The sequence below is a fragment of the Chryseobacterium sp. GTID13 genome, from assembly GCF_056172655.1.
On the sequence record NZ_JAOCMB010000005.1, the window covers coordinates 241,470 to 265,130 of the forward strand.

Here is a 23,661-nt window from a genome sequence, read left to right on the forward strand (position 1 = left end):
CAAAAAAATCAGAAATGAAAAAAGTAGGAATTGTAGGCGCTAACGGCTACACAGGAAGCGAATTGGTCCGTGTGCTGGCTTTTCATCCCAATGTAACATTGAGTTTTTTATATAGCCGTTCCAATTCGGGGGCAAAAATTTCAGATTTGTACCCGGATTTAACGGCGGTTTGTGAGCAGGTTCTAACCGATACAACCGAAGAGGTGGATATCCTTTTCCTTTGCCTTCCTCACAAAGAAAGTCAAAACTGGCTCACTCAAAACCCAGTGAAAGATGAAACCCTAGTGATTGATCTTGGCAATGATTTTCGTCTGGATGGAAATTTCGGAAACAGAAATTTTATCTACGGACTTCCTGAAATCAATAAAAATAATCTGGCAGGCGCAAAAAGCATTGCCAATCCCGGATGCTTCGCAACAGCAATTCAGCTGGCATTGCTTCCACTGGCGGAAAAAGGTTTGCTGGACGAGGTTCATACGACAGGAATAACAGGTTCAACGGGTGCGGGGCAGTCTTTACAGCCAACGACCCATTTTACCTGGAGGAACGATAATATTTCGGCTTATAAAACCCTGACACATCAGCATGTGGATGAAATTTTACAACAACTGGTTGCTTTCAACCATAAAGATGTCAGTCTGAATTTTGTTCCATGGAGGGAGATTTTACAAGGGGAATTTTTACAAGTTCGACGATAAAAACGGATTTAATTTTTTCAGATATCTGTCAGTTGTATCAGGATTTTTATGAAAATGAGCCTTTTGTAAAGGTAAGCGAAAATGCAATTGATTTAAAACAGGTTGTCAATACCAATCGCTGTGTGATTCACATAGAAAAGAACGGAAATGCAGCAGTTATTCACTCAGCGATTGACAATTTGTTGAAAGGAGCCTCCGGACAGGCAGTGCAGAACATGAATATTGCGATGGGCTGGGAAGAAAACCTGGGCCTGAACCTGAAACCGGTAGCATTTTAAAAGTGAATGATTAAATAAAGTGAATTGTCAATAAGTCAATAGTGAATTTTATAATCTGAATTATTTTGACATAGGAAAATGGAGCGTTAAGAAAATTAATTCTGTGAACGTTAAGAAAATTCTAGTGTTTGAAGCGCGAGACAATTATTGAATCGAAGAAGTCATATTGAAATCGCGCAAGTTTTAGAATTTTTAGAGAACAGAAATAATTTTTAGCGGAAGTTTCCAGGTCTTGAACTTTTGTTTCTTTTGTTTCAAGACAAAAGAAAAATAAAAAAATAAAAAAATGAATTTATTCAACGTATACCCATTATTCAACATAAATCCTGTAAAAGCCCAGGGATCTTTCCTTTGGGACGATAAAGGAGAAAAATATCTTGATTTTTATGGTGGTCACGCAGTGATTTCCATCGGACACAATCATCCGTACTATCAAAATAAATTAAAAGATCAGTTAGAAAAAATTTCTTTCTATTCCAATTCTGTGCAGAATGAATTGCAGACTGAACTTGCTGAAAAATTAGGCAAAATTTCAGGCTACGAAGATTATAATCTTTTCCTGTGCAATTCCGGTGCTGAAGCCAATGAAAATGCATTAAAGCTGGCATCTTTCCACAACGGAAAAAATAGAGTGCTGTATTTCTCAGGATCATTTCACGGGAGAACTTCCGCGGCTGTTTCTGTGACGGACAATCCGAAAATTGTTGCCCCGGTAAACTTTTCTGAAAGATTTATTAAATCTGAATGGAATGATATCCAACAATTGGAAGAGATTTTTGAAAAACAAGGAACTGAAATTTCATCCGTTATCATCGAAGGAATCCAGGGAGTAGGCGGAATTATGATTCCGTCAGCAGAATTTTTATCTAAAATTAAAGAACTGTGTGAAAAATATGACACTGCTTTGATTCTGGATGAAGTGCAGTCGGGGTATGGAAGAAGCGGATATTTCTTTGCCCATCAGGAATTCGGAATCGAACCGGATATGATTACGATTGCCAAAGGGATGGGAAATGGTTTCCCAATTGGTGGGGTTCTGATCCATCCGAAGTTTCAGGCAAGTAATGGTCTGCTGGGAACCACTTTCGGAGGGAATCATTTAGCCTGTGCTGCGGCGATTGCTGTTCTGGATGTGATGAAAGAAGAAAATCTTACCGCTAATGCTCAGAAAATGGGTGATTATATTGAAGATGAAATTAAAGACTTTCCCCATATCAAATCCATCCGAAGGAAAGGGCTGATGATCGGGATAGAACTTGATCAGGATTGTGCAGAAGTGAGGAAAAGCCTGTTGTACAATCATCACATTTTTACAGGAAACTCCAATGACAAAAGTGTTTTAAGGATTCTTCCGGCCCTTAATATCGGAAAAGAAGAAACAGATCTTTTTGTAGGGGCTTTGAAAAAAGTTTTAGAGGAGATTTAACCACAAAAGTCACAAAAGATTTGAACACTTTAGCGATGTTAAGAAACTACTAAACACCTAAGAAGAACACTTAAGTTTTTGAAAATCTTTGATTTTCAACTTATATTAACTTACTGTTTTCAAAATAATAAACTTATAAAATTTAAGTGTTCTAAAGTGTTAAAAAATAGATTAAAAACTTTGTGTCTTTTGTGGTTAAGATTACCGCAATTAATCAGAAAAAAATCATCAAATGAAAAAATTTACCTCTGTAAGCGATGTAGAAAACTTACAGGAAATCATAAAAAAAGCTTTACAAATTAAAGAAAACCCTCATTCCGAAACAGAAAAAGGAAAGGGAAAAACAATAGGTCTTGTGTTTTTGAATTCAAGTTTAAGAACACGTTTAAGCAGTCAGATCGCAGCACAGAATTTAGGATTGAATGTCCTTACTTTAAATGCCGCGCAGGAAGCATGGAATCTTGAATTTGCTGACGGGGCTGTAATGAACGGTGATACCGTAGAACATATCAAAGATGCCATTGAAGTTCTGAACCAATACTGTGATATCATTGCAGTGCGTTGCTTTGCAGGAATGAAGTCCAAAGAAGACGATGTGAACGAAAGTATCCTGAGCCAGTTTGAACAGCATGCAAAAGTACCTGTAGTTTCCCTGGAATCAGCTACACGTCACCCTTTGCAGAGTCTGGCAGACTGTATTACCATTACAGAAAACTGGGATAAAGAACGTAAACCGAAAGTAGTTCTTACATGGGCTCCTCACATCAAGCCAATTGCCCAGGCCGTTGGAAATTCTTTTGCAGAGTGGATGCAGGAAATGGATGTGGATTTTGTAATCACCAATCCCGAAGGCTATGATCTGGATAAAAACTTTACAAAAGACGTTAAAGTAATTCATAATCAGGATGAAGCATTGAAAGATGCAGATTTTATTTATGTAAAAAACTGGTCTTCCTTCGATAATTATGCAGCCATGCCCGAAGTAAAAGAAAACTGGATGCTGACTGCTCAGAAACTGGAAAATACCAATGCCGCAAAAGTAATGCATTGCCTTCCGGTACGTCGTAATGTAGAATTGAGTGATGAGGTGATGGACGGTGACCATTCTATTATTTACCAGCAGGCCAAAAACCGGATTTTCTCTGCTCAGGCTGTATTTTCTGAAATCTTAGATGAATTGAATTCTTAGTAATAACTAAACCTCATAGGTTTTCGAAACCTATGAGGTTTAACAATAAAAATGTATAAAAATGAAAGAAAAATTATACATCATAAAAATAGGCGGAGCTTTAATCGATGATGACGAGTTATTGAACGAATTTCTGGAGCAGTTTTCTGAAATTAATGAAAGGAAAATTCTTGTTCATGGTGGCGGAAAACTAGCGACAACTTTGGCTGATAAGCTGGGAGTTGAGCAGAAATTGATTAACGGAAGAAGGATTACCGATAAAGATACGCTGGATATCGTATCCATGGTGTATGCAGGAAGCATTAACAAAAATATAGTAGCCAAATTACAGGCAAAAAACTGTAATGCTATTGGATTTTCCGGTGCTGACGGGAATATGATCCAGGCTAAAAAAAGGATTCACACTGAAATAGATTTCGGATATGTAGGCGATATTGATAAACAAAGCATTAATGAAAAACTGCTTTCACAGCTGATTGACATCGATCTGATTCCTGTTTTTTCAGCGATCACCCATGACAAAAAAGGAAACCTTTTAAACACCAATGCAGATACCATTGCTTCTGTAATTGCACAATCCCTTTCGGATATTTATGATGTTGAACTTTTGTTTTGCTTTGATAAAGAAGGGGTTTTGGAGAATGTTGAAGATCCCGGATCTGTTATAAAAACTGTTTCCGAAGAAGAATTTTCTCTTTTAAAAGAAGCAGGAAAACTCCACAAAGGCATTCTTCCCAAGCTTGAAAATGCTATCGGAGCCGTAAAGAATAATGTAAACAAGGTATTCTTAATTAAAGAAACCCAATTGAAAAACCATATAGAAAACCATCATGCAGGAACTGAAATCCGTTTACAATAATGAAGAGCTGTTGAGTAACGCAGTTGAATTGCTTAAAAAACTGATTGCAATTCCTTCATTCAGCAAAGATGAATACAATACATCCGTGGAAATTGAGAATTTTTTCAAAAAGCATCATATTCCTACGAAACGTTTTAAAAATAACATCTGGGCAGTTAATAAAAATTTTGACGTATTTAAGCCGTCAATCTTGCTCAATACCCATCATGATACTGTAAAACCCAATAAGGCCTACACATTGGATCCCTTTCTTCCGGTTGAGCAGGACGGAAAACTGTACGGATTGGGGAGCAATGATGCAGGAGCTTCGCTGGTTTCTATGGCTCAGGTTTTTTTACATTTTTATGAAAAAGAAAATTTAAAATACAATTTAATTATTGCCCTGACGGCTGAAGAGGAAATCTCAGGACTTGACGGCATTGAAGCTTTATTTCCACAGCTTCCCAATATAGAGCTCGCCATTGTGGGAGAACCTACACAAATGAATCTGGCGATCGCCGAAAAAGGACTTTTGGTAATTGACGGTGAAATGAAAGGAACTCCTTCTCATGCCGCCCATCCGAACGATGATAATTCCATTGTGAAATGTATGGAAGACCTGCAGAATATCCTGGCTTTCAGATTTCCTAAAGTTTCAGATTATCTGGGGGAAGTGAAGATTACCCTGTCTGGAATTCATGCCGGAGTTCAGCATAATGTAGTTCCGGAATCCTGTACTTTCACTTTAGATGTAAGGGTTACGGATGAATACTCCAATAAAGAGGTATTTGAAATCATTCAGAGGCAGATGAAATCTACATTAATAGCGAGGTCTTTAAGGTTAAATTCCTCAAAAATCGAAATGGATCATCCGTTTGTGCAGGCAGGTTTGGAAATCGGGAGGACAACCTACGGTTCACCAACATCGTCCGATCAGGCCATTATTCCCTGCACATCAGTAAAGATTGGTCCCGGCGACAGCAGGCGCTCTCACACTGCAGATGAATACATCTATATAAAAGAGATCGGAGAAGGAATTGAGATTTATATAAAGATCCTAGAAAAAGTTTTATAAAGACCAGATATCAGAATCCGGACAGATTTAAAAAATCTGATGTCTGACATCTGAAATCTATTAATCTAAATAATGTTTTAACCATGCTCAGCAGGTGATGAAGTTTGAATATTTTTAATAAAGATTTATGCAAAAGATTAAATTAAAAATGAAAGACTTTAATGTGGAGATGTTTTTTTATAGTTAATAATAAGGACTGCTGGGCGGGTTAAGACAAATCAATATTGTAAAGAAAACATTATGAAAAAAATATGGCAGAAGGATGACCTTGCCACCAATATATTAGTAAGCCAGTTTACTGTCGGGAAAGATCTCGACTTTGATGAGCGTTTGGCGAAATATGACGTCAAAGGTTCTATGGCCCATTGCAAAATGCTGGCAGAAACCGGGATTATCTCCGCTGAAGAGTCAGCACAGATGATCTCTGTTTTGGAAGACATTTTAAATGATATCGAAAACGGCAGCTTTGAGATTGATAAAGAAGCAGAAGATATCCACTCCCAGGTTGAAGCTATTTTAATTGAAAAATTAGGAGATACCGGAAAGAAAATTCATACGGCAAGATCCCGTAATGATCAGGTTTTGCTGGATATCAAACTTTATTTGCTGGATGAAATTCGTGAATTGACAGCTTTGACCGATGAATTTTTCCAGATCCTGATTAAACTGGCAGATCAGCATAAAAACGTATTGCTTCCGGGTTACACCCACTTTCAGATAGCGATGCCGTCTTCCTTTGGATTATGGTTTGGTGCCTATGCAGAAGCATTGCTGGATGACGTTGAACTGCTGTTTTCGGTAAAGAATATCATCAATAAAAATCCGCTTGGTTCAGCGGCAGGATATGGTTCATCTTTCCCGATTGATAGAGAAAGTACAACCTATAACTTAGGTTTTCAGTCGATGAACTACAATTCTGTCTATGCCCAGATGACCCGTGGAAAATCTGAAAAAATGCTTTCCATGGCTATGGCCACTTTAGCAGGAACCCTTGGGAAATTCTCATATGATGTTTGCTTATATTTGAGTCAGAACTTCGATTTTATAAGCTTTCCAAAGGAATTTACCACGGGAAGCAGCATTATGCCCCACAAAAAGAATCCGGATATTTTCGAGCAGGTTCGTGCACGATGCAACAGAATTCAGTCTTTACCAAATGAATTGATTTTATTGACCAACAACCTGCCTTCAGGTTATCACAGGGATGTACAGCTTACGAAGGAAATTCTATTTCCCGCAATTGATTCATTGAAAGAATGTCTGGAGATTTTAAATTATACTCTTCCGAATATCCAGGTAAAAGACGGGATTCTGGAAGATGAAAAATATAAATACCTTTTCAGCGTAGAGAAAATCAATGAAGAAGTAAAAAAAGGAAGCTCATTCCGCGATGCTTACGTAAAAGTAGGGCAGGAGATTGAAAATAATGAATTTGAATTTGAGTCCGGTAACCTTAGCCACACCCATCAGGGAAGTATAGGTAACCTTTGTCTCGATAAAATAGAATATCAGTTTAATAAGCTGAAAAACAAATTATTGGGTTGATAGTTTTTAATCACTGGATGGATTAAAAATTTTATCAGATGCTTCGGCCTCACTCCGTATGACTTACAAAAAATGACGTTTTACTATTATAAATGTCATGCTGAGCGAAGTCGAAGCATCTTTTAGGAAAACTAAGATTGGGGAAAGGTAGCTTATCAAAATTCGCTTGCGAATCCTTAACTATTCTTAATCGCTTAAAAAAACTTAATGATTTAATTAAGCTAATTATTCCAGATCAATTTTAAATTTAGTAGATTTCTTCACCTCGTGAAGCACAATAGAACTGTGATACTGGCCAATATTAGGAATGTTTGAGATCACATTCACCGCAAAGTCATTATAAGAGTTAATATCCTTTGCAATGATCTTCAGCATATAGTCATATTCTCCCGAAAGACTGATGATTTCCTGCACTTCATCATATTTCATAATGTTTTTCTCAAAGGTTTCCAGTACTTTCTGGGATTGCTCCTTAAGACGTACATTACAGTAGACCACAATATTCAGACCCAGTTTTTCACGGTTTAAAAGGCCAACATATTTCTCAATAATGCCCTGTTTCTCCAGCTGTTTGATACGTTCATAAGTAGGAGTAAACGTAAGACCAATCTTTTCTGAAATTTCTTTCACCGATAAAGTAGAGTCTTCCTGAATAATACTGAGAATCATTTTGTCCTTTAAATCCATAGAATAGGTTTGAGTTTTAACAAAAATATCAATTATAAATGAAAATAAGGAAAGAATAAGAAGGTTTTAATTTATTTAAAACTTTAGTTTTGTAGGTTCACGAAATTTTTGTATCTTTGCACCTAATGAATAAAAGAGTATTTATATCATTAGATTTACCGGGCGAAAGCGCCCTTTACGATATTTATTATTATTAAGCGAAGATGTTGTCTTCGCTTTTTTTATGCTCAAAAATTAAGAATTATGTTTACGATTACAGAACTTAGCACCGAGAGAATCAACAGTATACTGACCGAAGCAATGGCTTTTGCCAACGGTAAAACTGCAAAAATTGAAGGAGAAGTTTTCTGCTCAAATCTTTTCTTTGAAGACAGTACGAGAACAAAGACAAGCTTTGATATTGCAGAAAGAAAACTGGGACTGCAGGTAGTACCGTTTGATGCTTCACACAGCTCTGTAAACAAAGGCGAAAGTCTTTATGACACCGTGAAAACCATTGAAAGCCTTGGGGTAAACCTCGTGGTGATCAGAGATAAGAAGGACAAATATTTTGAAGAACTGAATAATATCAACATTCCTGTGATCAACGGGGAGACGGAACAGGAAACCATCCTTCCCAATGCATGCTGGATCTGCTGACGATCTATCAGGAATTCGGAAAATTTGAAGGACTGAAAATAGGAATCGTAGGCGATGTAAAGCACAGTCGTGTCGCCAATTCAAATGCAGAAGCATTAAGAAGATTAGGCGCTAAAGTATATTTCTCCGGACCGGAAGACTGGTTTGATGAAGGAGCCCTGATCAACGGAACCTACTTACCGGTTGACCAGTTAATAGCAGAGGTGGATGTTTTAATGCTGCTGAGAATCCAGCACGAAAGACACGACGCCAAAATGAGCTATTCCGCTTCCGAATACCATAGAAAATACGGTCTTACCAAAGAAAGAGAAAAAGCAATGAAAAACGGAGCCATCATTATGCATCCCGCTCCGATCAACAGGGGAGTTGAGATTGATACGGACCTCGTGGAATGTGAACGCTCAAGAGTATTCAAGCAAATGCAGAACGGTGTTTTCGCAAGAATGGCCATTTTGAAAAAAACTTTGGAAAAAGAAGGCTATACCTTTAAATAATAATAAGGTTCGGGATTCGGATTCCGGATCTTGAAAAGACAAAAATTCCCCTCCTCCGGAGAGGTGGCAAAAATTCCAAGAATTTTTGACGGGGTGGTTAAATAGAATAAAAAGTAAAAGAAAATCTAAATAAATAAAATGAAGAAAAAATTAATACTGGAGTCCGGTGAAGTATTTCATGGAGAAGGTTTTGGAGCAGAAGCGGAAACTGCCGGAGAAGTAGTTTTCAATACCGGAATGACAGGGTATCAGGAGTTGATCTCAGACCCGTCATACTGCGGTCAGATTGTTTGCATGACCTATCCGCTTATCGGGAATTATGGTATTAACCGTGATGATTATGAAAGTATTGAGCCGGCTATTAAAGGACTTATTGTAAAAGAACTTTGCGATCTTCCTTCCAATTTCCGTACTCAGATGACTTTAGATGAATTATTTAAAAAGAAAAACCTTTCAGGAATTTCAGGAATCGACACCAGAAGACTGACCAGAATCCTGCGTAATTACGGAGTGGTAAAAGGAAAAATCGTGAATGCAGATGCAGATGAAAATGCAGTAACAGCAGAACTGAAATCTACAAACTTCCCTACCAACCAGGTAGAAACGGTTTCTACAAAAACTCCTTACGCCAATCCGGGAAGAGGTTTTAAAGTAGTATTGGTAGATTTTGGGTCCAAGTTGGGAATTATCAGAGAATTATCTCAAAGAAACTGCGATATCACAGTAGTTTCCCAGGATGTAACCGCAGAAGAAATTTTACTGATGGATCCTGATGGAGTTATGTTGTCAAACGGTCCTGGTGACCCTGAAGACAATCAGCAGGCTCTTGAAATGATTCGCGGAATCTTAGGCAAAGTTCCGATTTTCGGGATCTGCTTAGGACATCAGCTGATCGGTTTGGCTTGCGGAGCAAAAACGTTCAAATTAAAATTCGGCCACAGAGGAGGAAACCACCCGGTATTGGATTTAGAGAAAAATAAAGTGGCAATCACTTCCCAAAACCACGGGTATGCAGTAGATCAGGAAAGTTTGAAAGGGACAGATTTAATTGAAACACACATCGCACTGAACGATAGAACCAACGAAGGACTGAAACACAAAATTCACCCTTGCTTCTCAGTACAGTACCACCCGGAAGCAAGCCCGGGCCCTGAAGATGCGAACTATTTATTTGATGAGTTCATTGATTTAATGGAAGGATTTAAGAAATAGAACCAGGAATCAAGATACAAGAACCAAGACGCGGAGATTAAGATTAAAAGATTACAGATGCACAATTTTGAGAAATTACTTTTCTGGCAGAAATCTATTATACTGGCAAAAAATGTTTACATTATTTGTCAGGAGATTAGCGACGATGAAAAGTATGGTTTAATTTCTCAGATTAAAAGATCTGCAGTTTCTATTCCCTCAAATATTGCTGAAGGTTCTGGTAGAAATGGAAATAAAGAATTCAATCATTTTCTGGCAGTTGCTCTGGGATCAGCATTTGAATTGCAGACACAGCTGATTCTGGTCAGAGAACTGAATCTTTTACCTGAAGAAAAAATAATGACTTTACTAAATGAAGTTTCTGAAATTCAGAGAATGATTTATTCATTTAAAAATAATTTAAAATAAAAAGTCCGGAATCTTGGCTCTTGGCTCTAGAATCTTGACTCTATAATAAAAAGAAAAATGGCAAAACGTACAGATATAAAAACAATTTTAGTAATCGGTTCAGGACCCATCATCATTGGGCAGGCAGCTGAATTCGATTATGCAGGAACACAGGCTTGCCTGTCTTTGAGAGAAGAAGGTTATAAGGTGATTTTGATCAACTCAAACCCGGCAACCATTATGACGGATGTGGAAATCGCAGATAAAGTATACATCGAGCCGATTTCACTTCAGTTTGTAAGCCACATCATCAGAAAAGAACGTCCGGATGCACTTTTACCGACACTTGGTGGCCAGACAGGTCTGAATATGGCGGTAGAACTGGAAAAATCAGGAATCCTTGAAGAGTGTAAAGTAGAAGTATTGGGAACCAAGCTTTCTGCCATCAACAGAGCGGAAGACAGAGACCTTTTCCGTGAGCTGATGAGAGAGCTGAACGAGCCCGTTCCGGAATCCGATATTGTGAATACGGTAGAAGGAGCACTTCGTTTCGCTGATGAGATCGGTTATCCGGTAATTGTTCGTCCTGCATTTACGATGGGAGGAACAGGAGGGGGTATTGCCTCTACCGAAGCAGAACTTAAGGAAATTGCTGAGCTGGGGTTGAAGTATAGTCCTGTTACACAGTGTCTTATCGAAAAATCAATTGCTGGTTTCAAAGAAATTGAATATGAAGTAATGCGTGATGCAAACGACAATGCGATTGTGGTTTGTAACATGGAAAATATAGACCCGGTTGGAGTTCACACAGGGGATTCGATTGTGGTAGCACCTTCTCAGACCCTTTCAGACAGGGAGTATCAGTTATTGAGAAATGCTTCTTTAAAAATCATCAGAGCTCTGGGAATCGAAGGAGGTTGTAACGTACAGTTGGCGTTGGACCCTCATTCTTTCAACTACTACATCATCGAGGTGAATCCTAGGGTTTCCCGTTCATCAGCTTTAGCATCAAAAGCAACAGGATACCCGATTGCTAAAATTGCGGCAAAAATTGCAGTAGGTTTAACACTTGACGAAATCATGAACCCGGTGACAGGAAAGACATATGCATGTTTTGAACCTGCCCTTGACTATGTGGTAACGAAATTCCCGAGATTCCCATTCGATAAATTCGAAACAGCGGACAGAAGACTATCTACCCAGATGAAAGCAACGGGAGAAGTAATGGCTATCGGAAGAAACTTTGAAGAATCTTTACAGAAAGCCATCCGTTCCCTTGAAACAGGAATCAGACATTTGGGATTAAAAACAAAACAGGCTGAGGCCCTTACCGCAGAGGAAATCGAAAGGAGAATCAAGGTTTGTGATGACGAGAGACTTTTCATCATCGGGGATGCTTTAAGAAGAGGTTACGACTGGGAACAGATTGTAGAATGGAGTAAGATTGATAAATTCTTCATCTGGAAACTGAAAAAATTAGTCGATTTCGAAAAAGTAATCGCTGCCAATAAATTTGATAAAGAAATTTTAACTGAGGCTAAGAAATTAGGGTTTGCCGATGTAAATATCGCCCACCTTTGGGAAGTATCTCAGCGTGAAGTTTTCAATTTCAGAAAAGAAAACGGGGTAATGCCGGTTTATAAAATGGTAGACACCTGCGCTGCTGAATTTGAAAGTGAAACCCCATATTTCTACGGAACTTACGAAGAAGAAAACGAGAGCGTTGTTTCCAATAAAGAAAAAATCATCGTTCTGGGTTCAGGACCTATCAGAATCGGTCAGGGAGTGGAATTCGATTATGCTACCGTGCATTCAGTTTGGGCAATCAAAGAGATGGGATACGAAGCGATTATCATCAACAACAACCCGGAAACGGTTTCTACAGACTTCTCAATCTCAGATAAACTATACTTCGAACCGCTTACGGAAGAAGATGTAATGAACATTATCGAGCTTGAAAAACCAAAAGGAGTAGTGGTTCAGTTCGGAGGGCAGACAGCAATCAACCTTGCGGACAAATTGGCATCACACGGTGTACAGATCCTTGGAACTTCACTGGAAGACCTTGACAGAGCTGAAAACAGAGATAAATTTGAAAAGGCACTTCAGGAAATGGGAATTCCTCAGCCTTTAGGAAAAACATCAACTTCAAAAGAAGAAGCTATAAAAATTGCCAACGAGATCGGTTATCCGGTGCTGGTTCGTCCAAGCTATGTATTGGGAGGACGCGCTATGGAAATCGTATACGGTGAGGCAGAACTTGCCTACTACATGGAAAATGCGGTAGAAGCAAGTCCTAAGCATCCTGTTTTGGTCGACAAATACATGGTAGGAAAAGAAATAGAGATCGATGCGATCTGCGACGGCGAAACTGTAGTAATTCCGGGAATCATGGAGCATATCGAAAGAGCCGGAGTTCACTCAGGAGACTCTATTGCGGTATATCCTACACAGAATGTTTCACAGAAAGAGATCGATACTTTGGTAGACTATACACAACGACTTGCCAAAGGTCTGAATGTAATAGGATTAATGAATATCCAGTACGTTCTGTTCGAAGGAAATGTCTATGTGATCGAAGTAAATCCACGTTCATCAAGAACAGTTCCATTCCTGTCTAAAATTACTGAAGTTCCAATGGCGAACCTGGCAACCAAAGCAATTTTAGGTCAGAAGCTGAAAGATTTAGGCTACAAAAACGGATTGGTTCCGAATAAAGAAGGAGTTTTCGTAAAAGTCCCTGTGTTCTCTTTCTCAAAACTGACAAAAGTAGATATCTCCTTAGGCCCTGAAATGAAGTCTACGGGAGAAGTAATGGGGAAAGATACAACATTGGAGAAAGCCCTTTACAAAGGACTGATTGCAGCAGGAAGAAAAGTTCCTATGCACGGTTCAATTTTGTTCACTGTGGCAGATAAGCACAAGCAGGAAGCAGCAGATCTGGCAGCAAGATTCCATGAAGTTGGTTTCAGAATCTGGGCTACAGAAGGAACAGCTAAATTCTTTGAAGAAAAAGGAATTCCTTGTAAAATAGGATACAAGATCGGGGAAGAGGATGTGAACCTTATCGACCTGATCCAGAAAGGAAAAGTACAGTATGTGGTAAATACCATGACAAAAGGTAAGCAGGTAGAAAGAGACGGATTCCAGATCAGAAGAATGAGCGTGGAAAACGGTGTTCCTTGTTTAACTTCTATGGACACGGTAGAAGCCATCCTGAAAGTAATTGAAAGCATGAGCTTCAAAATGGAGACCATGTAATTCCGGAACCGGATGATATATTAAACCCTGCAAGAAACTTGCAGGGTTTTTGTTTTTTTAACTTAAAGATTGTTATTCATGAACTTTTAATAGTGTATTCTATCTTTCTTCTGATGAATGATCCCAATTAATTTTTTTATGATTTTTTCTTCCTTATTTAATTGATCTTATAATAAGGCTCGGAAAAATATTTACTCGGCTTGATATAAGCCGTTTTCCTTTCCGCATCAAAGACCCAGTTGAACCTTCTCAGCATATCTGCCCCGAAATAATTGACCGTCTGGGTTTTCAGGTCACCGGCAAAAAATCCTGCCGATACATCTTTCAAGACAATATTTCCTAATTTGAAATGAGGAAGTACACCTTGCCTGGTAACGACACTTTTTCCGCTTGAGTTTTTCAGAGTTTTTTCACCCGTGATCTTTAGCTTTTTGTCCAATCCTTTTGCATCAGCGAACTCATTGCTGTACAGCAGTCCTCCTGCGTATCCGGACTGCAGCAGAAAATAAGCTTCCTCCTGCTGATCATCAATCACATTATCTCCTGCGATGAAAAACTGTTCATGATCATAAAGCAGCATAATAGGCTGGTATCCCTCCAGATCAGGCTGTTTATCATAAATCACAAACCGGTTGTTGTCATAATCGATCTTAAAAGCTTTTCCTGAAAACATGGACGTTCCGATTTTTCCATCCGCTTCATGTCCTGTCAGTTCATTATCAAAAAAACGTACATTATTTAGGGTGAATTTTCCAATCTGTACAGTATTATTTTCACTGATTCCATCTTTATCGAAAACAATATGATCTGCTTTGCGTTGTCTTTCCGGAGAAACAGAGGCGTCTTTCATGGCAATCTGGAACATCAGATCCAGGGAGTCCTTCTTGTTGACCAAGGTTTTTACGATGATATTGTTATATTTTGTAATTCGGAAAGGAATATTCTGCTGGGCATGCAAGCTGGAAAAACCCACAGAGAATATGAAAATAAGACTTATTTTTTTGAACATTATAAAGTGATTAGTGGTTAAAATCCGGAATTTAAAATTACCCTTTATTTTTGTACTGCAAAAGGGATTAAAAAAATACTTGTCCATTTTTCGGTTGCAGGATAATCGGTACGTCATTAATTTTATCAAAAAGAAAAAAATGACTAATATTCAGATTTTTAAACAATTGCACCATCAGGATGAGCCTTTATTATTGGGAAATATATGGAATGTACAAAGCGCTAAAATATATCAGAAATTAGGATATAAAGCTTTGGCTACTTCCAGTTCAGCATTAGCGCATAGTTTGGGATACGAAGATGGAGAGGAAATCAGCTTCGAGGAATATTTTTATATGGCGGAAAGAATAGTGAAGTCTGTAGATATTCCTTTGTCTGTAGATCTGGAGGGAGGATACGGAAAAACGACCGATGAAATAATTTCAAATATTTTAAAACTGGAAGCAATTGGAGTGGCTGGAATTAATATCGAAGACAGTATTGTTATTGACGGAACTAGAAAGCTGTTAACCCAGGAAGAACTTTACAAAAAATTTAAACCGGTTATTTCAGAGCTTAAAAAGAATGCTGTAGAGATTTTCATCAATTTAAGAACAGACCCGTTTTTATTAGGAATTGAAAATCCTGTTGATGAAACAGTACAGAGAATTAAAATTTTTGAAGAATTAGGAGTAGACGGTATTTTTGTTCCCTGTATTACCTCGGAAAGCGATATTAAAATTATTGTGAATGCTACTGAAATTCCTGTCAATGTCATGTGCATGCCTGAACTGCCTGATTTTGAAACTTTAAAAAGATTGGGTGTCAGAAGAATTTCTTCCGGTAATTTTTTAAATCAGTATATTTATAATCGTTTGGAAGATGCAGGTCACAGAATTCTTGCGGAACAAAGCTTTTTACCCATTTTTGTTTAGTGATGATACTTACAGAAGAAAGAATGTACCAGGCCTCTTTGGATAAGGATTCCACCTTTGAAGGAACGTATTGGATGGCTGTAAAAACGACAGGGATATTTTGTCGGCCAACCTGTACTGCCCGGAAGCCAAAAAGAGAAAATGTAGAATTTTTCATGGATACCACCGAAGCCATAAAAAATGGATACAGACCCTGCAAAGTATGTAAACCCCTTGAAAAACTCAATGAAACCCCGGCTTATATCAGGGAACTTCTCAATGAGTTGATGAGCGATGCATCTTTGAAGATCAAGGATGAAGACCTGCTTCAAAGGAATATTGAACCGGTGACAGTTCGGCGGTGGTTCCTGAAAAATCACGGCATTACTTTTCATGCATTTCAGAGAAAATTGAGAATGAATAGAGCCTTTAAAAAGATAAAAAACGGCGAAAGTATCATGGGAGCAGCAATAGAATCCGGATACGAAAGCCTGAGCGGTTTTACTGAACGTTTCAAAAATATTGTAGGAGTTTCACCCGGAAATACAAAAGTACAGAGGATCATTGACCTTAAAAGGATAGAAACCCCGCTCGGAACTATGTTCGCCTGCGCAGTAGATGAAGGAATCTGCCTCCTTGAGTTCACAGACCGGAAAAATATGGATAAACAATTTTCTTCATTATCCAAAGCTTTACAGGCAGAGATTGTTCAGGGAGAAAATAAACATTTTCCGCAACTGGAAACAGAACTGCAGGAATACTTTGAAGGGAAAAGGATAAAATTTGATGTACCCTTATACATTACCGGAACCCAGTTTCAGGAAAAGGTCTGGCAGCTTCTTCGTGAAATTCCGATGGGAGAGACAAGGACTTACAAACAGCAGTCGGAATTTCTGGGAAATCCAAAAGCAATACGTGCGGTAGGAACTGCCAACGGGATCAATAAAATTGCTATTCTGATTCCCTGCCATCGCGTAATAGGATCAAACGGTGAGCTGGTAGGCTATGCGGGAGGGATCTGGAGAAAGCAAAAATTATTGGAATTAGAGAAGGCTATTTTATTTTGATTTTTGTAATTTTAGGCAAAAATTTACACGTGAAAAAGTTACTATTTGCACTTTGCCTATCAGCTTCGGCTTTAAGTTTTGCCCAGGATTACTCGGTACCGGCAGTAAGTCCGCGTCAGAAAGTAGAACAGCAGTTTTCTATGTCTAAAATTACAATAGATTATGGGAGACCGGGAGTAAAAGGACGTAAAATCTTCGGAGAACTGGTTCCTTATGGACAGGTTTGGAGAGCGGGAGCCAATTCATCTACCAAAATCACATTCGGACAATCCGTTAATTTCGGAGGGAAAATTGTTCAGGCAGGAACATACGGGCTTTTCATCGTTCCTACAGAAAAAGAATGGAAAGTAATATTAAATAAGGATTTCCAGCAGTGGGGTGCCTATACCTATGATCCGAAACAGGATGTGGTAGACGTAACCGTGCCGGTAAACAAGTTGGCCGACAAACAGGAGTGGTTTGAAATTACACTAAACCCAATTGATGAAAACTCAGGAAACCTGGTGATCAAATGGGATCTGGCTCAGGCAGAAGTTGCTTTGAAACCTGCTAAACCGGATGCTGTCATCAAAATTTCAGATAAGCTGAAAGAAATTAAGAAAATAGAAGCTGACGCTGCAAAAACAAAAAGCTAAATAATGAAATTTTCAATTCAACCTGTTCTGGAAAATCAGGACTATCAATTAATCCCCTTACAGCAAGGGGATTTCGAGTCTTTATATGAAGTAGCATCCGATCCAAGGGTTTGGGAACAGCATCCGAATCCGGACCGTTATAAAAGAGAAGTTTTTGAATCTTTTTTTAAGGGCGCTATGGAAAGCGAAGGGGCCTTTAAAATTATTGAGAAATCATCCGGTGATGTTTTGGGAAGCACCCGTTTTTATAATTATGATGAAGACGACAACCATATTTTCATAGGGTATACTTTCTACGGAACAAAATCCTGGGGAAAAGGGATTAACCCACAGGTAAAAAAATAATGCTTGATTATATCTTTCAGTTTGTAGATAAGGTACATTTTCATGTCGGGAAAGAAAATCTCCGTTCCCAGATTGCCATGGAAAGAATCGGCGGCAAGAAGATCGCGGAAGAAGAAGTGGCTTACTATGCAGAGCCTTCAAGAACCAACTTCGTCTATGAAATTAAAAAGGAAGACCAGTCATGAAAAAATATAAAATCCAGAAATCACCTTTTGTAGTGCCTACTACAGATGGCAAATTGATAGAAGAGCACTGGGGAAATTCCACCGGAAATTCAAATGTTTCCATTGCCCATATGGTAGCACCGCCGGATTGGAGCGAACCGCATCAGACCCCTGATTTTGATGAGTTTACCCTGATCATTTCAGGAAAAAAGCAGTTTGAGATAGACGGAGAAGTTATTATCCTTGAAAAAGAGCAGAGTATTTTAATAGAAAAAGGAGCAAGAGTACGTTACAGTAATCCGTTTTCAGAATCATGCGAGTACATTGCCATTTGTCTTCCTGCATTTTCTATGGATTTGGTCAACAGAGAAGAAGCTTAAATAATATAACAATATAACAGTGTAACAGTGTAACAGTGTAACAATTTACCAATTTGAGTTCTGGTTAAAGTACTGTTACACTGTTATATTGCTTTATTAAAAAATTATTTCAAAATCTCCTTCAGGAACATCAGCGTATGGTTCCATGCTCTCTTTGCCATCACTTCATTATAGTCCGGTGATTTCGGATCTGTGAAAGTGTGCTTTGAATGGGCATAGGTGATGATCTGCCAATCTGCATTACCTTCGTTCATTTCTTTGATGAGGTTATTATAATCTTCGGGAGTGACACCTTGGTCATCTGCAGGATTTTCGACCAATATTTTAGTGGAAATAGGTCCGTTTTTTCTTGTCTGATCTTTTCCGATGCTTCCGTGAATGGAAACCACTCCTACAACAGGAAGGCTTCCTCTTGCAGACTCCAAAGCTCCTGTTCCCCCGAAACAATATCCGATCACGGCAATTTTATCAGAAATCGCTCCGTTTTTCTTTAACTGTTCCAAAGCAAGAGAAATCCGTTTCTGGTAAGCATCATAGTTTTGCTTGTAATACCCTGCAGCTTTACCGGCGGCGGCATTATCAGCAGGGATATTCCCTTCACCGTAGATATCAGCTATAAAAGCGATATACCCCTGCTTTTCAAGTTCGGCAGCGGCAGTTTTGGCTTCATCATCTATCCCTTTCCATGCGGGAAGGATGAGAACTCCCGGAAGTTTTTTTCCTGCGTTGGAAGTTACCAGGCCATTCAGTTTCTGTGAACCGTCCTGATAAGGAACACTCTTAAGTTTCTGGCTGAAAACAGTTCCTGTACTCATCAGGAAAGCTGCTAGTAAAAGGGTACGTATCATATTTTGTAATTTTGTGGATTGTTAAACGGATTGTTCATTAAAATCATAAAATTTCCAACTAAATTACTGAAAATAACTTGTATTGAGGATAATAGTATGCTTTAGGTCAGAAATTCTTCAGACTTTAATTCCCATACCTGCCAGTTCCTGTTCCAGATCTGTATCCGGATTAATTTTGATGGTCTTAAACCCTAAAGACCCCGCCATTTCAATATTTTTAGGATTATCATCAATGAAAAGCGATTCCGACGCCTGAAGGTTGTATCTTTCCAGCAAAACGTGCCAGATTTTTGGGTCCGGTTTTATAAGTTTTTCTGTTCCTGAAACTACAATTTTACCTTCGAAAATCTCGAAGAAATCATAGTTTTCCAGGGCATACGGAAAAGTTTCCTCAGACCAGTTGGTAAGTCCGAATAAATGATAATCGGTAGCTGCTAGACGTCTTAGAATATCTACATTCTGTGGAATATCGCTTTTCAGCATCACTGTCCAGTTATCATAATAGGCTCTGAGCTCTTTTTCCCATTCTGGAAACTTTTTGACCTGGAACTCGGTGCCCTCTGCAAGGCTTCTTCCGCGGTCCTGCTCTTCATTCCATTCGGATTGGGCGATATGCTGTAGAAAATATTCCATTTTTTCATCGTCTTTGAAATAGTCTTTGAAAAAATATCTCGGATTCCAATCCACTAATACACCGCCAAAATCGAAGATGATATTTTTAATTTCCATATGCATTTTTAAATTTTTTTAAATGTATTGTTTTCTTTCTTATTGACCCAAAAAAGGAATAAAAGCTTTCAATTTCTTAAAGCATGATAACAAAGAAGTTTTCAGTTCAAAAAAATCTGCGTCATCTGCTAAATCTGCGAGAGATAAAAAAGCCTCTCGCAGATTTAGCAGATGACGCAGATCTCTTATAATGATTTTTATAGTAATGAAAGTTACTCAGGTTTATAAAACTGATACTGCTCGTTTTCGTAATAAGCATTAATGTGCTGCAGACCATTGGTAAGGATAATTTCTCTGGCCCCGATGATGGAATTGTATCTCGCAGTCTGTTCAAAGGTTTTCTCTGTCAGTTTGATTTGCGGGGCTTTACATTCTATCAGGATAATGGGTTCTGTTTTTTCGGTTACCAGGAGGTCTATTCTTTTGGTAAGCCCGTTCAGAAGGATCTTTTTTCGGTAATCAGTGCAGAAGGGGAATAGGCTTTTACGGTAAGATAATAGTGTACCCAGTGCTGCCTCACCCATTCTTCTGGGGTAAGGAGAAGGTAAGTTTTGCGGACCAAGTCATAAATAAAAAACTTATCTTTGTCTTTCTTGAATTTAAAATCAAAAGTTTCCTGAAAATTCAGTTTTGGAAGTTCCATTTATAAGATGAAAGAATTAGATTTAATCCTCAAAAATATTAAAAATAAAGAAGTTTTACCTATTTATTTTTTTCACGGAGAAGAACCTTACTTTATTGATGCAGCTGTAAAAGCGCTTGAGCACGATTTTCTGGAAGAAGATGAAAAGGCTTTCAACCAGACGGTAGTGTACGGAAAAGATACTTCCTATCAGGAGATTCTCTCCCTGGCAAGGCAGTTTCCGATGATGGGGGACAAGCAGGTGATTATTGTAAAGGAAGCCCAGGACCTGAAATTCAATGAGGAAGAAAACCGTATTCTGGAAACTTATGTAGATAATCCTGTTCCTTCCACGGTGCTGGTTTTTGCCCACAAACATAAAAAGCTGGACAGCCGTAAAAAAGCTACCAAGGCTCTGGACAAGGCAAAAGCCCTCTTCCTAAGTGAATCTGTGAGGGACAGCAACCTTCCCAAGTGGATTGCAGATGAATGTGCACAGCTGAAGATCAAAACGGCCCCGAATATTTCTCATCTGCTTGCAGAATATCTTGGAAATGACCTTTCAAGAATCGCCAACGAACTGAATAAACTCAAAATTATCCTTAAAGAAGGAGAAATTCTGGATGGAACAATTGTAGAAAACCATATCGGCATCAGTAAGGAATATAATGTTTTTGAATTGCAGAAGGCTTTAGGAACCAAAAATGCAGATGCAGCGTTCAGAATTGCTCATTTTATGGGTAAGAATCCTAAGAATAATCCTTTTGTGATGATGCTGGCCAACCTTTACAGTTATTTTTCCAATGTGATTATCTATCAGACCATGGCTGGGCAGCCGCCACAGGTAATCGCATCACAGATGGGAGTGAATCCTTATTTCATCAAAGACTATGCGGAAAGCGCAAGACTGTACCCGTTGAAACATGCCACAAGAGTTATCTCTATTTTAAGGGAATTTGATATGAAAGGGAAGGGGCTTGGCGCTGTAAATATGGGAGAGGCCGAATTGATCAAGGAACTGGTTTACAAGATCATTAATGTGGATAAGATAAAGATGAAGGTGTAATGAGTCTGAGAGTGGGAGAGTTTAAGTGTAAGAGGGTTTGAGAATATAGAGTGAAAAAATGAAAAGTGAAGAATGTAGGCTAATCTTTTCTATCACCAACCACGTATCCCGAATCCCGCATCATTTAACCACGATCAATACCCCGTATCCCGTACCCGAAACACCCATCACGGATTCACAACCTACAATTGACAATTCGCATATCTCATATTGACAAGTATCATCAAAAATACTTTAATAAAACGGTAAAAATTACGAAATTAGCGGACTGAATTAAAATTCTTTGAACAAGTAAATTTATGGAGCAAAATATTTTAGATTGTGTGATCGTCGGATCCGGGCCTTCTGGCTTCACAGCAGCAATTTATGCAGCAAGAGCAGATTTGAAACCGGAATTGTATACAGGTCTGGAACCGGGCGGACAATTGACAACCACTACGGAGGTGGATAACTTCCCGGGGTATCCGGCAGGAATTACAGGGCCTGAAATGATGATGGATCTGCAGAAACAGGCAGAAAGATTCGATACCAAAGTTCATTACGAAATGATCACCAAAGCAGAGTTCTCCAAAGAAAACGGCGGTGTTCACAAACTATACGCAGGAAACAAAGAGATCCTGGCTAAAACAGTAATTATCTCTACAGGGGCTACAGCAAAATACCTTGGCCTTGATGATGAAAAGAAATATGCAGGAGGTGGTGTTTCGGCTTGTGCTACTTGTGACGGGTTCTTCTACAGAGGAAAAGACGTTGTGGTAGTAGGAGCGGGAGATACAGCAGCCGAGGAAGCTACTTATCTTGCAAAACTGACCCGAAAGGTAACGATGCTGGTAAGAAAAGATGTGTTCAGAGCTTCCAAAGCAATGATCCACAGGGTAGAGAATACCCCGAATATCGAAGTGAAATTCAATCATGAGCTGATCGGCATTGAAGGAGAAAACAGCCTTGTAGAAAGAGCTGTGATCATCAACAACCAGACTCAGGAAACCTCTACAGTTGACGTTGAAGGAATCTTTATCGCTATCGGGCACAAACCGAATACAGATATTTTCGCAGGCCAGATCGATCTTGATGAAAACGGATACATCGTTACGGAAAAAGGTTCTACAAGAACCAATCTTCCGGGTGTATTTGCTGCAGGAGACGTACAGGACCATATCTACAGACAGGCCATTACAGCGGCAGGAAGCGGATGTATGGCAGCTATGGATGCAGAGAAATACCTTGCTGAGTTACATTAATATTCAGCTTATTATAACACAAAGCGTACCCACCGGGTGCGCTTTTTATTTTATAAGGAGCGGTTTTTTATGCTTTAGTAATTTTAACCGATCTGCGTAATCTGTGAGAAACAAAGAAAAAAGTGATTATGTTTTTATTTTCTCACAGATTGCGCAGATTACGCAGATTTTTTTAAGCTTCTGAACGGTTCTGAAGCATCTCCGGGTAGTCTGGGAACGGTCTCTGTGCTCTTATTAAGGGCCTGCAGACACTTTGGGAAGGGCCGGGAGCCTTTCATGAAGTGGTGATACCCCCTTACCCAACCCCCTATAGCCACTTATGTAAGTGGTAAAACCCCTTTGGGAAAGGCATAGAGAGGCTTGTGTAAGTGCCTCCGGACGGTTATAGATGGGGTAAAGGTTTTTATAAACAAAAAAACTACTTCCTTGGAAGCAGTTTTTGTTATAATAATTTATCTTTTTACAGACCGGATTTTCTGGATCTGATCTTTTTGTTTTCTTCTTTTAAGGCTTCTATCTGCTCTTTCAGGAGCTTGATGTATTCCTGTTGGTTTTCTAAAAGATATTCTGGAATACTACAGTATTGATTATAATTGATACTTGAGTTATCGTTTAGAGTAGGATTTTCATTATTCTGAATTTGTCCTGTTCTGTTTTCTTTGATATCTTCCACATTAACATCTAATGCCTGGGCCAGTTTTTCCCACTCTTCATCGTAAATTTTAACCTCGCCACTTTCTTTACGGCTGTAGTTGGATACATCTGTTGCAATAATATCAGCGAGATATTGCTGGGTAAGGCCTTTCTGCTTTCTTAAATTTCTTAGTTTTTCCATAGTCATAGGCATGTCTGTGTTTTTTACAAATATAGAAAAAAGTATTTATTTCTGAAGTTTAATAAACACACCAAAATATGAATTAAAATTTATTCACGT

At 38.7% G+C, this 23,661-nt stretch carries 19 protein-coding genes and 4 pseudogenes; 17 read left to right on the forward strand and 6 right to left on the reverse strand.

Translation table 11 applies throughout. The annotated features are described in order from the left end of the window. Positions 1-14: 14 nt before the first annotated feature. From argC to argH, 6 genes and pseudogenes are all read left to right on the forward strand, one after another. Positions 15-976 (forward strand): annotated as a pseudogene (argC, locus tag N4G44_RS07070) (N-acetyl-gamma-glutamyl-phosphate reductase). Between the two features lie 286 nt (positions 977-1,262). Then, positions 1,263-2,402, forward strand: coding sequence for an aspartate aminotransferase family protein (locus tag N4G44_RS07075; RefSeq protein WP_474925511.1), 1,140 nt, complete (start codon positions 1,263-1,265; stop codon positions 2,400-2,402). A 232-nt stretch (positions 2,403-2,634) separates the two neighbouring features. Beyond that, on the forward strand, positions 2,635-3,591 hold the full coding sequence (locus tag N4G44_RS07080; protein ID WP_474925512.1) for a Rossmann-fold NAD(P)-binding domain-containing protein: 957 nt from the start codon (positions 2,635-2,637) through the stop codon (positions 3,589-3,591). Between the two features lie 61 nt (positions 3,592-3,652). Then, entirely contained in the window at positions 3,653-4,450 is a 798-nt protein-coding gene (gene argB / locus N4G44_RS07085; protein WP_474925514.1) for an acetylglutamate kinase, read from the forward strand. After that, positions 4,422-5,504: a M20 family metallo-hydrolase gene (locus N4G44_RS07090; RefSeq protein ID WP_474925516.1), complete on the forward strand. Its 1,083-nt coding sequence runs from the start codon at positions 4,422-4,424 to the stop codon at positions 5,502-5,504. Before argB ends, N4G44_RS07090 begins: the two co-directional genes overlap by 29 nt. Positions 5,505-5,744: 240 nt before the next feature. Then, positions 5,745-7,049 carry an argininosuccinate lyase gene (gene argH / locus N4G44_RS07095; RefSeq protein WP_474925518.1) on the forward strand — a complete coding sequence of 435 codons (1,305 nt, stop codon included), beginning with the start codon at positions 5,745-5,747 and terminating at the stop codon, positions 7,047-7,049. Positions 7,050-7,274: 225 nt separating this feature from the next. Here the strand turns inward: argH and N4G44_RS07100 are convergent, their stop codons facing one another. Then, complete coding sequence (locus tag N4G44_RS07100) at positions 7,275-7,736, reverse strand: Lrp/AsnC family transcriptional regulator (protein WP_040996232.1); 462 nt, start codon at positions 7,734-7,736, stop codon at positions 7,275-7,277. Positions 7,737-7,979: 243 nt separating this feature from the next. On the opposite strand from N4G44_RS07100, the pseudogene N4G44_RS07105 reads away from it, so the two are divergent. From N4G44_RS07105 to carB, 4 genes and pseudogenes are all read left to right on the forward strand, one after another. Next, positions 7,980-8,869: pseudogene (locus N4G44_RS07105) on the forward strand (aspartate carbamoyltransferase catalytic subunit). A 138-nt stretch (positions 8,870-9,007) separates the two neighbouring features. After that, a complete protein-coding gene (locus N4G44_RS07110; RefSeq protein ID WP_474925519.1) occupies positions 9,008-10,081 on the forward strand; it encodes a carbamoyl phosphate synthase small subunit in 1,074 nt (357 codons plus the stop codon). 57 nt (positions 10,082-10,138) lie between these two features. Further along, a complete protein-coding gene (locus tag N4G44_RS07115) occupies positions 10,139-10,489 on the forward strand; it encodes a four helix bundle protein (RefSeq protein WP_474925521.1) in 351 nt (116 codons plus the stop codon). Between the two features lie 57 nt (positions 10,490-10,546). Next, complete coding sequence (gene carB, locus N4G44_RS07120) at positions 10,547-13,729, forward strand: carbamoyl-phosphate synthase large subunit (protein ID WP_474925522.1); 3,183 nt, start codon at positions 10,547-10,549, stop codon at positions 13,727-13,729. A gap of 157 nt (positions 13,730-13,886) precedes the next feature. Here carB and N4G44_RS07125 read toward each other — a convergent pair whose 3' ends face one another. Beyond that, the gene (locus N4G44_RS07125) at positions 13,887-14,738 is read right to left on the reverse strand and encodes a hypothetical protein (protein ID WP_474925524.1); all 852 of its coding nucleotides are present in this window, start codon (positions 14,736-14,738) and stop codon (positions 13,887-13,889) included. A 139-nt stretch (positions 14,739-14,877) separates the two neighbouring features. Here N4G44_RS07125 and N4G44_RS07130 point away from each other — a divergent pair, with 139 nt between their 5' ends. The 5 genes and pseudogenes from N4G44_RS07130 (at position 14,878) to N4G44_RS07150 (ending at position 18,221) form a co-directional block, all read left to right on the forward strand. Next, on the forward strand, positions 14,878-15,651 hold the full coding sequence (locus tag N4G44_RS07130) for an isocitrate lyase/PEP mutase family protein (RefSeq protein ID WP_474925525.1): 774 nt from the start codon (positions 14,878-14,880) through the stop codon (positions 15,649-15,651). Positions 15,652-15,653: 2 nt separating this feature from the next. Continuing rightward, on the forward strand, positions 15,654-16,697 hold the full coding sequence (locus N4G44_RS07135; protein ID WP_474925527.1) for a bifunctional transcriptional activator/DNA repair enzyme AdaA: 1,044 nt from the start codon (positions 15,654-15,656) through the stop codon (positions 16,695-16,697). A gap of 29 nt (positions 16,698-16,726) precedes the next feature. After that, on the forward strand, positions 16,727-17,332 hold the full coding sequence (locus N4G44_RS07140; RefSeq protein WP_474925530.1) for a DUF2911 domain-containing protein: 606 nt from the start codon (positions 16,727-16,729) through the stop codon (positions 17,330-17,332). A gap of 3 nt (positions 17,333-17,335) precedes the next feature. Then, a pseudogene (locus tag N4G44_RS07145) lies at positions 17,336-17,862 on the forward strand (GNAT family N-acetyltransferase). Beyond that, a complete protein-coding gene (locus tag N4G44_RS07150) occupies positions 17,859-18,221 on the forward strand; it encodes a cupin domain-containing protein (protein WP_040996249.1) in 363 nt (120 codons plus the stop codon). The pseudogene N4G44_RS07145 and the gene N4G44_RS07150 overlap by 4 nt, the downstream one beginning before the upstream one ends. Before the next feature lie 104 nt (positions 18,222-18,325). Here N4G44_RS07150 and N4G44_RS07155 read toward each other — a convergent pair whose 3' ends face one another. From N4G44_RS07155 to N4G44_RS07165, 3 genes and pseudogenes are all read right to left on the reverse strand, one after another. Further along, a complete protein-coding gene (locus N4G44_RS07155) occupies positions 18,326-19,069 on the reverse strand; it encodes a dienelactone hydrolase family protein (RefSeq protein ID WP_474925532.1) in 744 nt (247 codons plus the stop codon). A gap of 117 nt (positions 19,070-19,186) precedes the next feature. After that, positions 19,187-19,798 carry an HAD family hydrolase gene (locus N4G44_RS07160; protein WP_474925534.1) on the reverse strand — a complete coding sequence of 204 codons (612 nt, stop codon included), beginning with the start codon at positions 19,796-19,798 and terminating at the stop codon, positions 19,187-19,189. Positions 19,799-20,010: 212 nt separating this feature from the next. Further along, positions 20,011-20,441, reverse strand: a pseudogene (locus N4G44_RS07165) (type I restriction enzyme HsdR N-terminal domain-containing protein). A gap of 7 nt (positions 20,442-20,448) precedes the next feature. On the opposite strand from N4G44_RS07165, the gene holA reads away from it, so the two are divergent. After that, a complete protein-coding gene (gene holA / locus N4G44_RS07170) occupies positions 20,449-21,486 on the forward strand; it encodes a DNA polymerase III subunit delta (protein WP_040996256.1) in 1,038 nt (345 codons plus the stop codon). A 299-nt stretch (positions 21,487-21,785) separates the two neighbouring features. Beyond that, a complete protein-coding gene (trxB, locus tag N4G44_RS07175) occupies positions 21,786-22,727 on the forward strand; it encodes a thioredoxin-disulfide reductase (RefSeq protein WP_474925536.1) in 942 nt (313 codons plus the stop codon). A 460-nt stretch (positions 22,728-23,187) separates the two neighbouring features. Here trxB and N4G44_RS07180 read toward each other — a convergent pair whose 3' ends face one another. Next, complete coding sequence (locus tag N4G44_RS07180) at positions 23,188-23,562, reverse strand: helix-turn-helix domain-containing protein (protein WP_474925540.1); 375 nt, start codon at positions 23,560-23,562, stop codon at positions 23,188-23,190. Positions 23,563-23,661 lie beyond the last annotated feature (99 nt).

Coding starts and splice junctions, on each gene's coding strand:
- N4G44_RS07075 (WP_474925511.1), top strand. CDS start 1,263: ATGAATTTATTCAACGTATACCCATTATTCAACATAAATCCTGTAAAA.
- N4G44_RS07180 (WP_474925540.1), bottom strand. CDS start 23,562: ATGGAAAAACTAAGAAATTTAAGAAAGCAGAAAGGCCTTACCCAGCAA.
- N4G44_RS07150 (WP_040996249.1), top strand. CDS start 17,859: ATGAAAAAATATAAAATCCAGAAATCACCTTTTGTAGTGCCTACTACA.
- argH (WP_474925518.1), top strand. CDS start 5,745: ATGAAAAAAATATGGCAGAAGGATGACCTTGCCACCAATATATTAGTA.
- N4G44_RS07125 (WP_474925524.1), bottom strand. CDS start 14,738: ATGTTCAAAAAAATAAGTCTTATTTTCATATTCTCTGTGGGTTTTTCC.
- argB (WP_474925514.1), top strand. CDS start 3,653: ATGAAAGAAAAATTATACATCATAAAAATAGGCGGAGCTTTAATCGAT.
- carB (WP_474925522.1), top strand. CDS start 10,547: ATGGCAAAACGTACAGATATAAAAACAATTTTAGTAATCGGTTCAGGA.
- N4G44_RS07135 (WP_474925527.1), top strand. CDS start 15,654: ATGATACTTACAGAAGAAAGAATGTACCAGGCCTCTTTGGATAAGGAT.
- N4G44_RS07115 (WP_474925521.1), top strand. CDS start 10,139: ATGCACAATTTTGAGAAATTACTTTTCTGGCAGAAATCTATTATACTG.
- N4G44_RS07100 (WP_040996232.1), bottom strand. CDS start 7,736: ATGGATTTAAAGGACAAAATGATTCTCAGTATTATTCAGGAAGACTCT.
- N4G44_RS07110 (WP_474925519.1), top strand. CDS start 9,008: ATGAAGAAAAAATTAATACTGGAGTCCGGTGAAGTATTTCATGGAGAA.
- trxB (WP_474925536.1), top strand. CDS start 21,786: ATGGAGCAAAATATTTTAGATTGTGTGATCGTCGGATCCGGGCCTTCT.
- N4G44_RS07160 (WP_474925534.1), bottom strand. CDS start 19,798: ATGGAAATTAAAAATATCATCTTCGATTTTGGCGGTGTATTAGTGGAT.
- holA (WP_040996256.1), top strand. CDS start 20,449: ATGAAAGAATTAGATTTAATCCTCAAAAATATTAAAAATAAAGAAGTT.
- N4G44_RS07090 (WP_474925516.1), top strand. CDS start 4,422: ATGCAGGAACTGAAATCCGTTTACAATAATGAAGAGCTGTTGAGTAAC.
- N4G44_RS07130 (WP_474925525.1), top strand. CDS start 14,878: ATGACTAATATTCAGATTTTTAAACAATTGCACCATCAGGATGAGCCT.
- N4G44_RS07155 (WP_474925532.1), bottom strand. CDS start 19,069: ATGATACGTACCCTTTTACTAGCAGCTTTCCTGATGAGTACAGGAACT.
- N4G44_RS07080 (WP_474925512.1), top strand. CDS start 2,635: ATGAAAAAATTTACCTCTGTAAGCGATGTAGAAAACTTACAGGAAATC.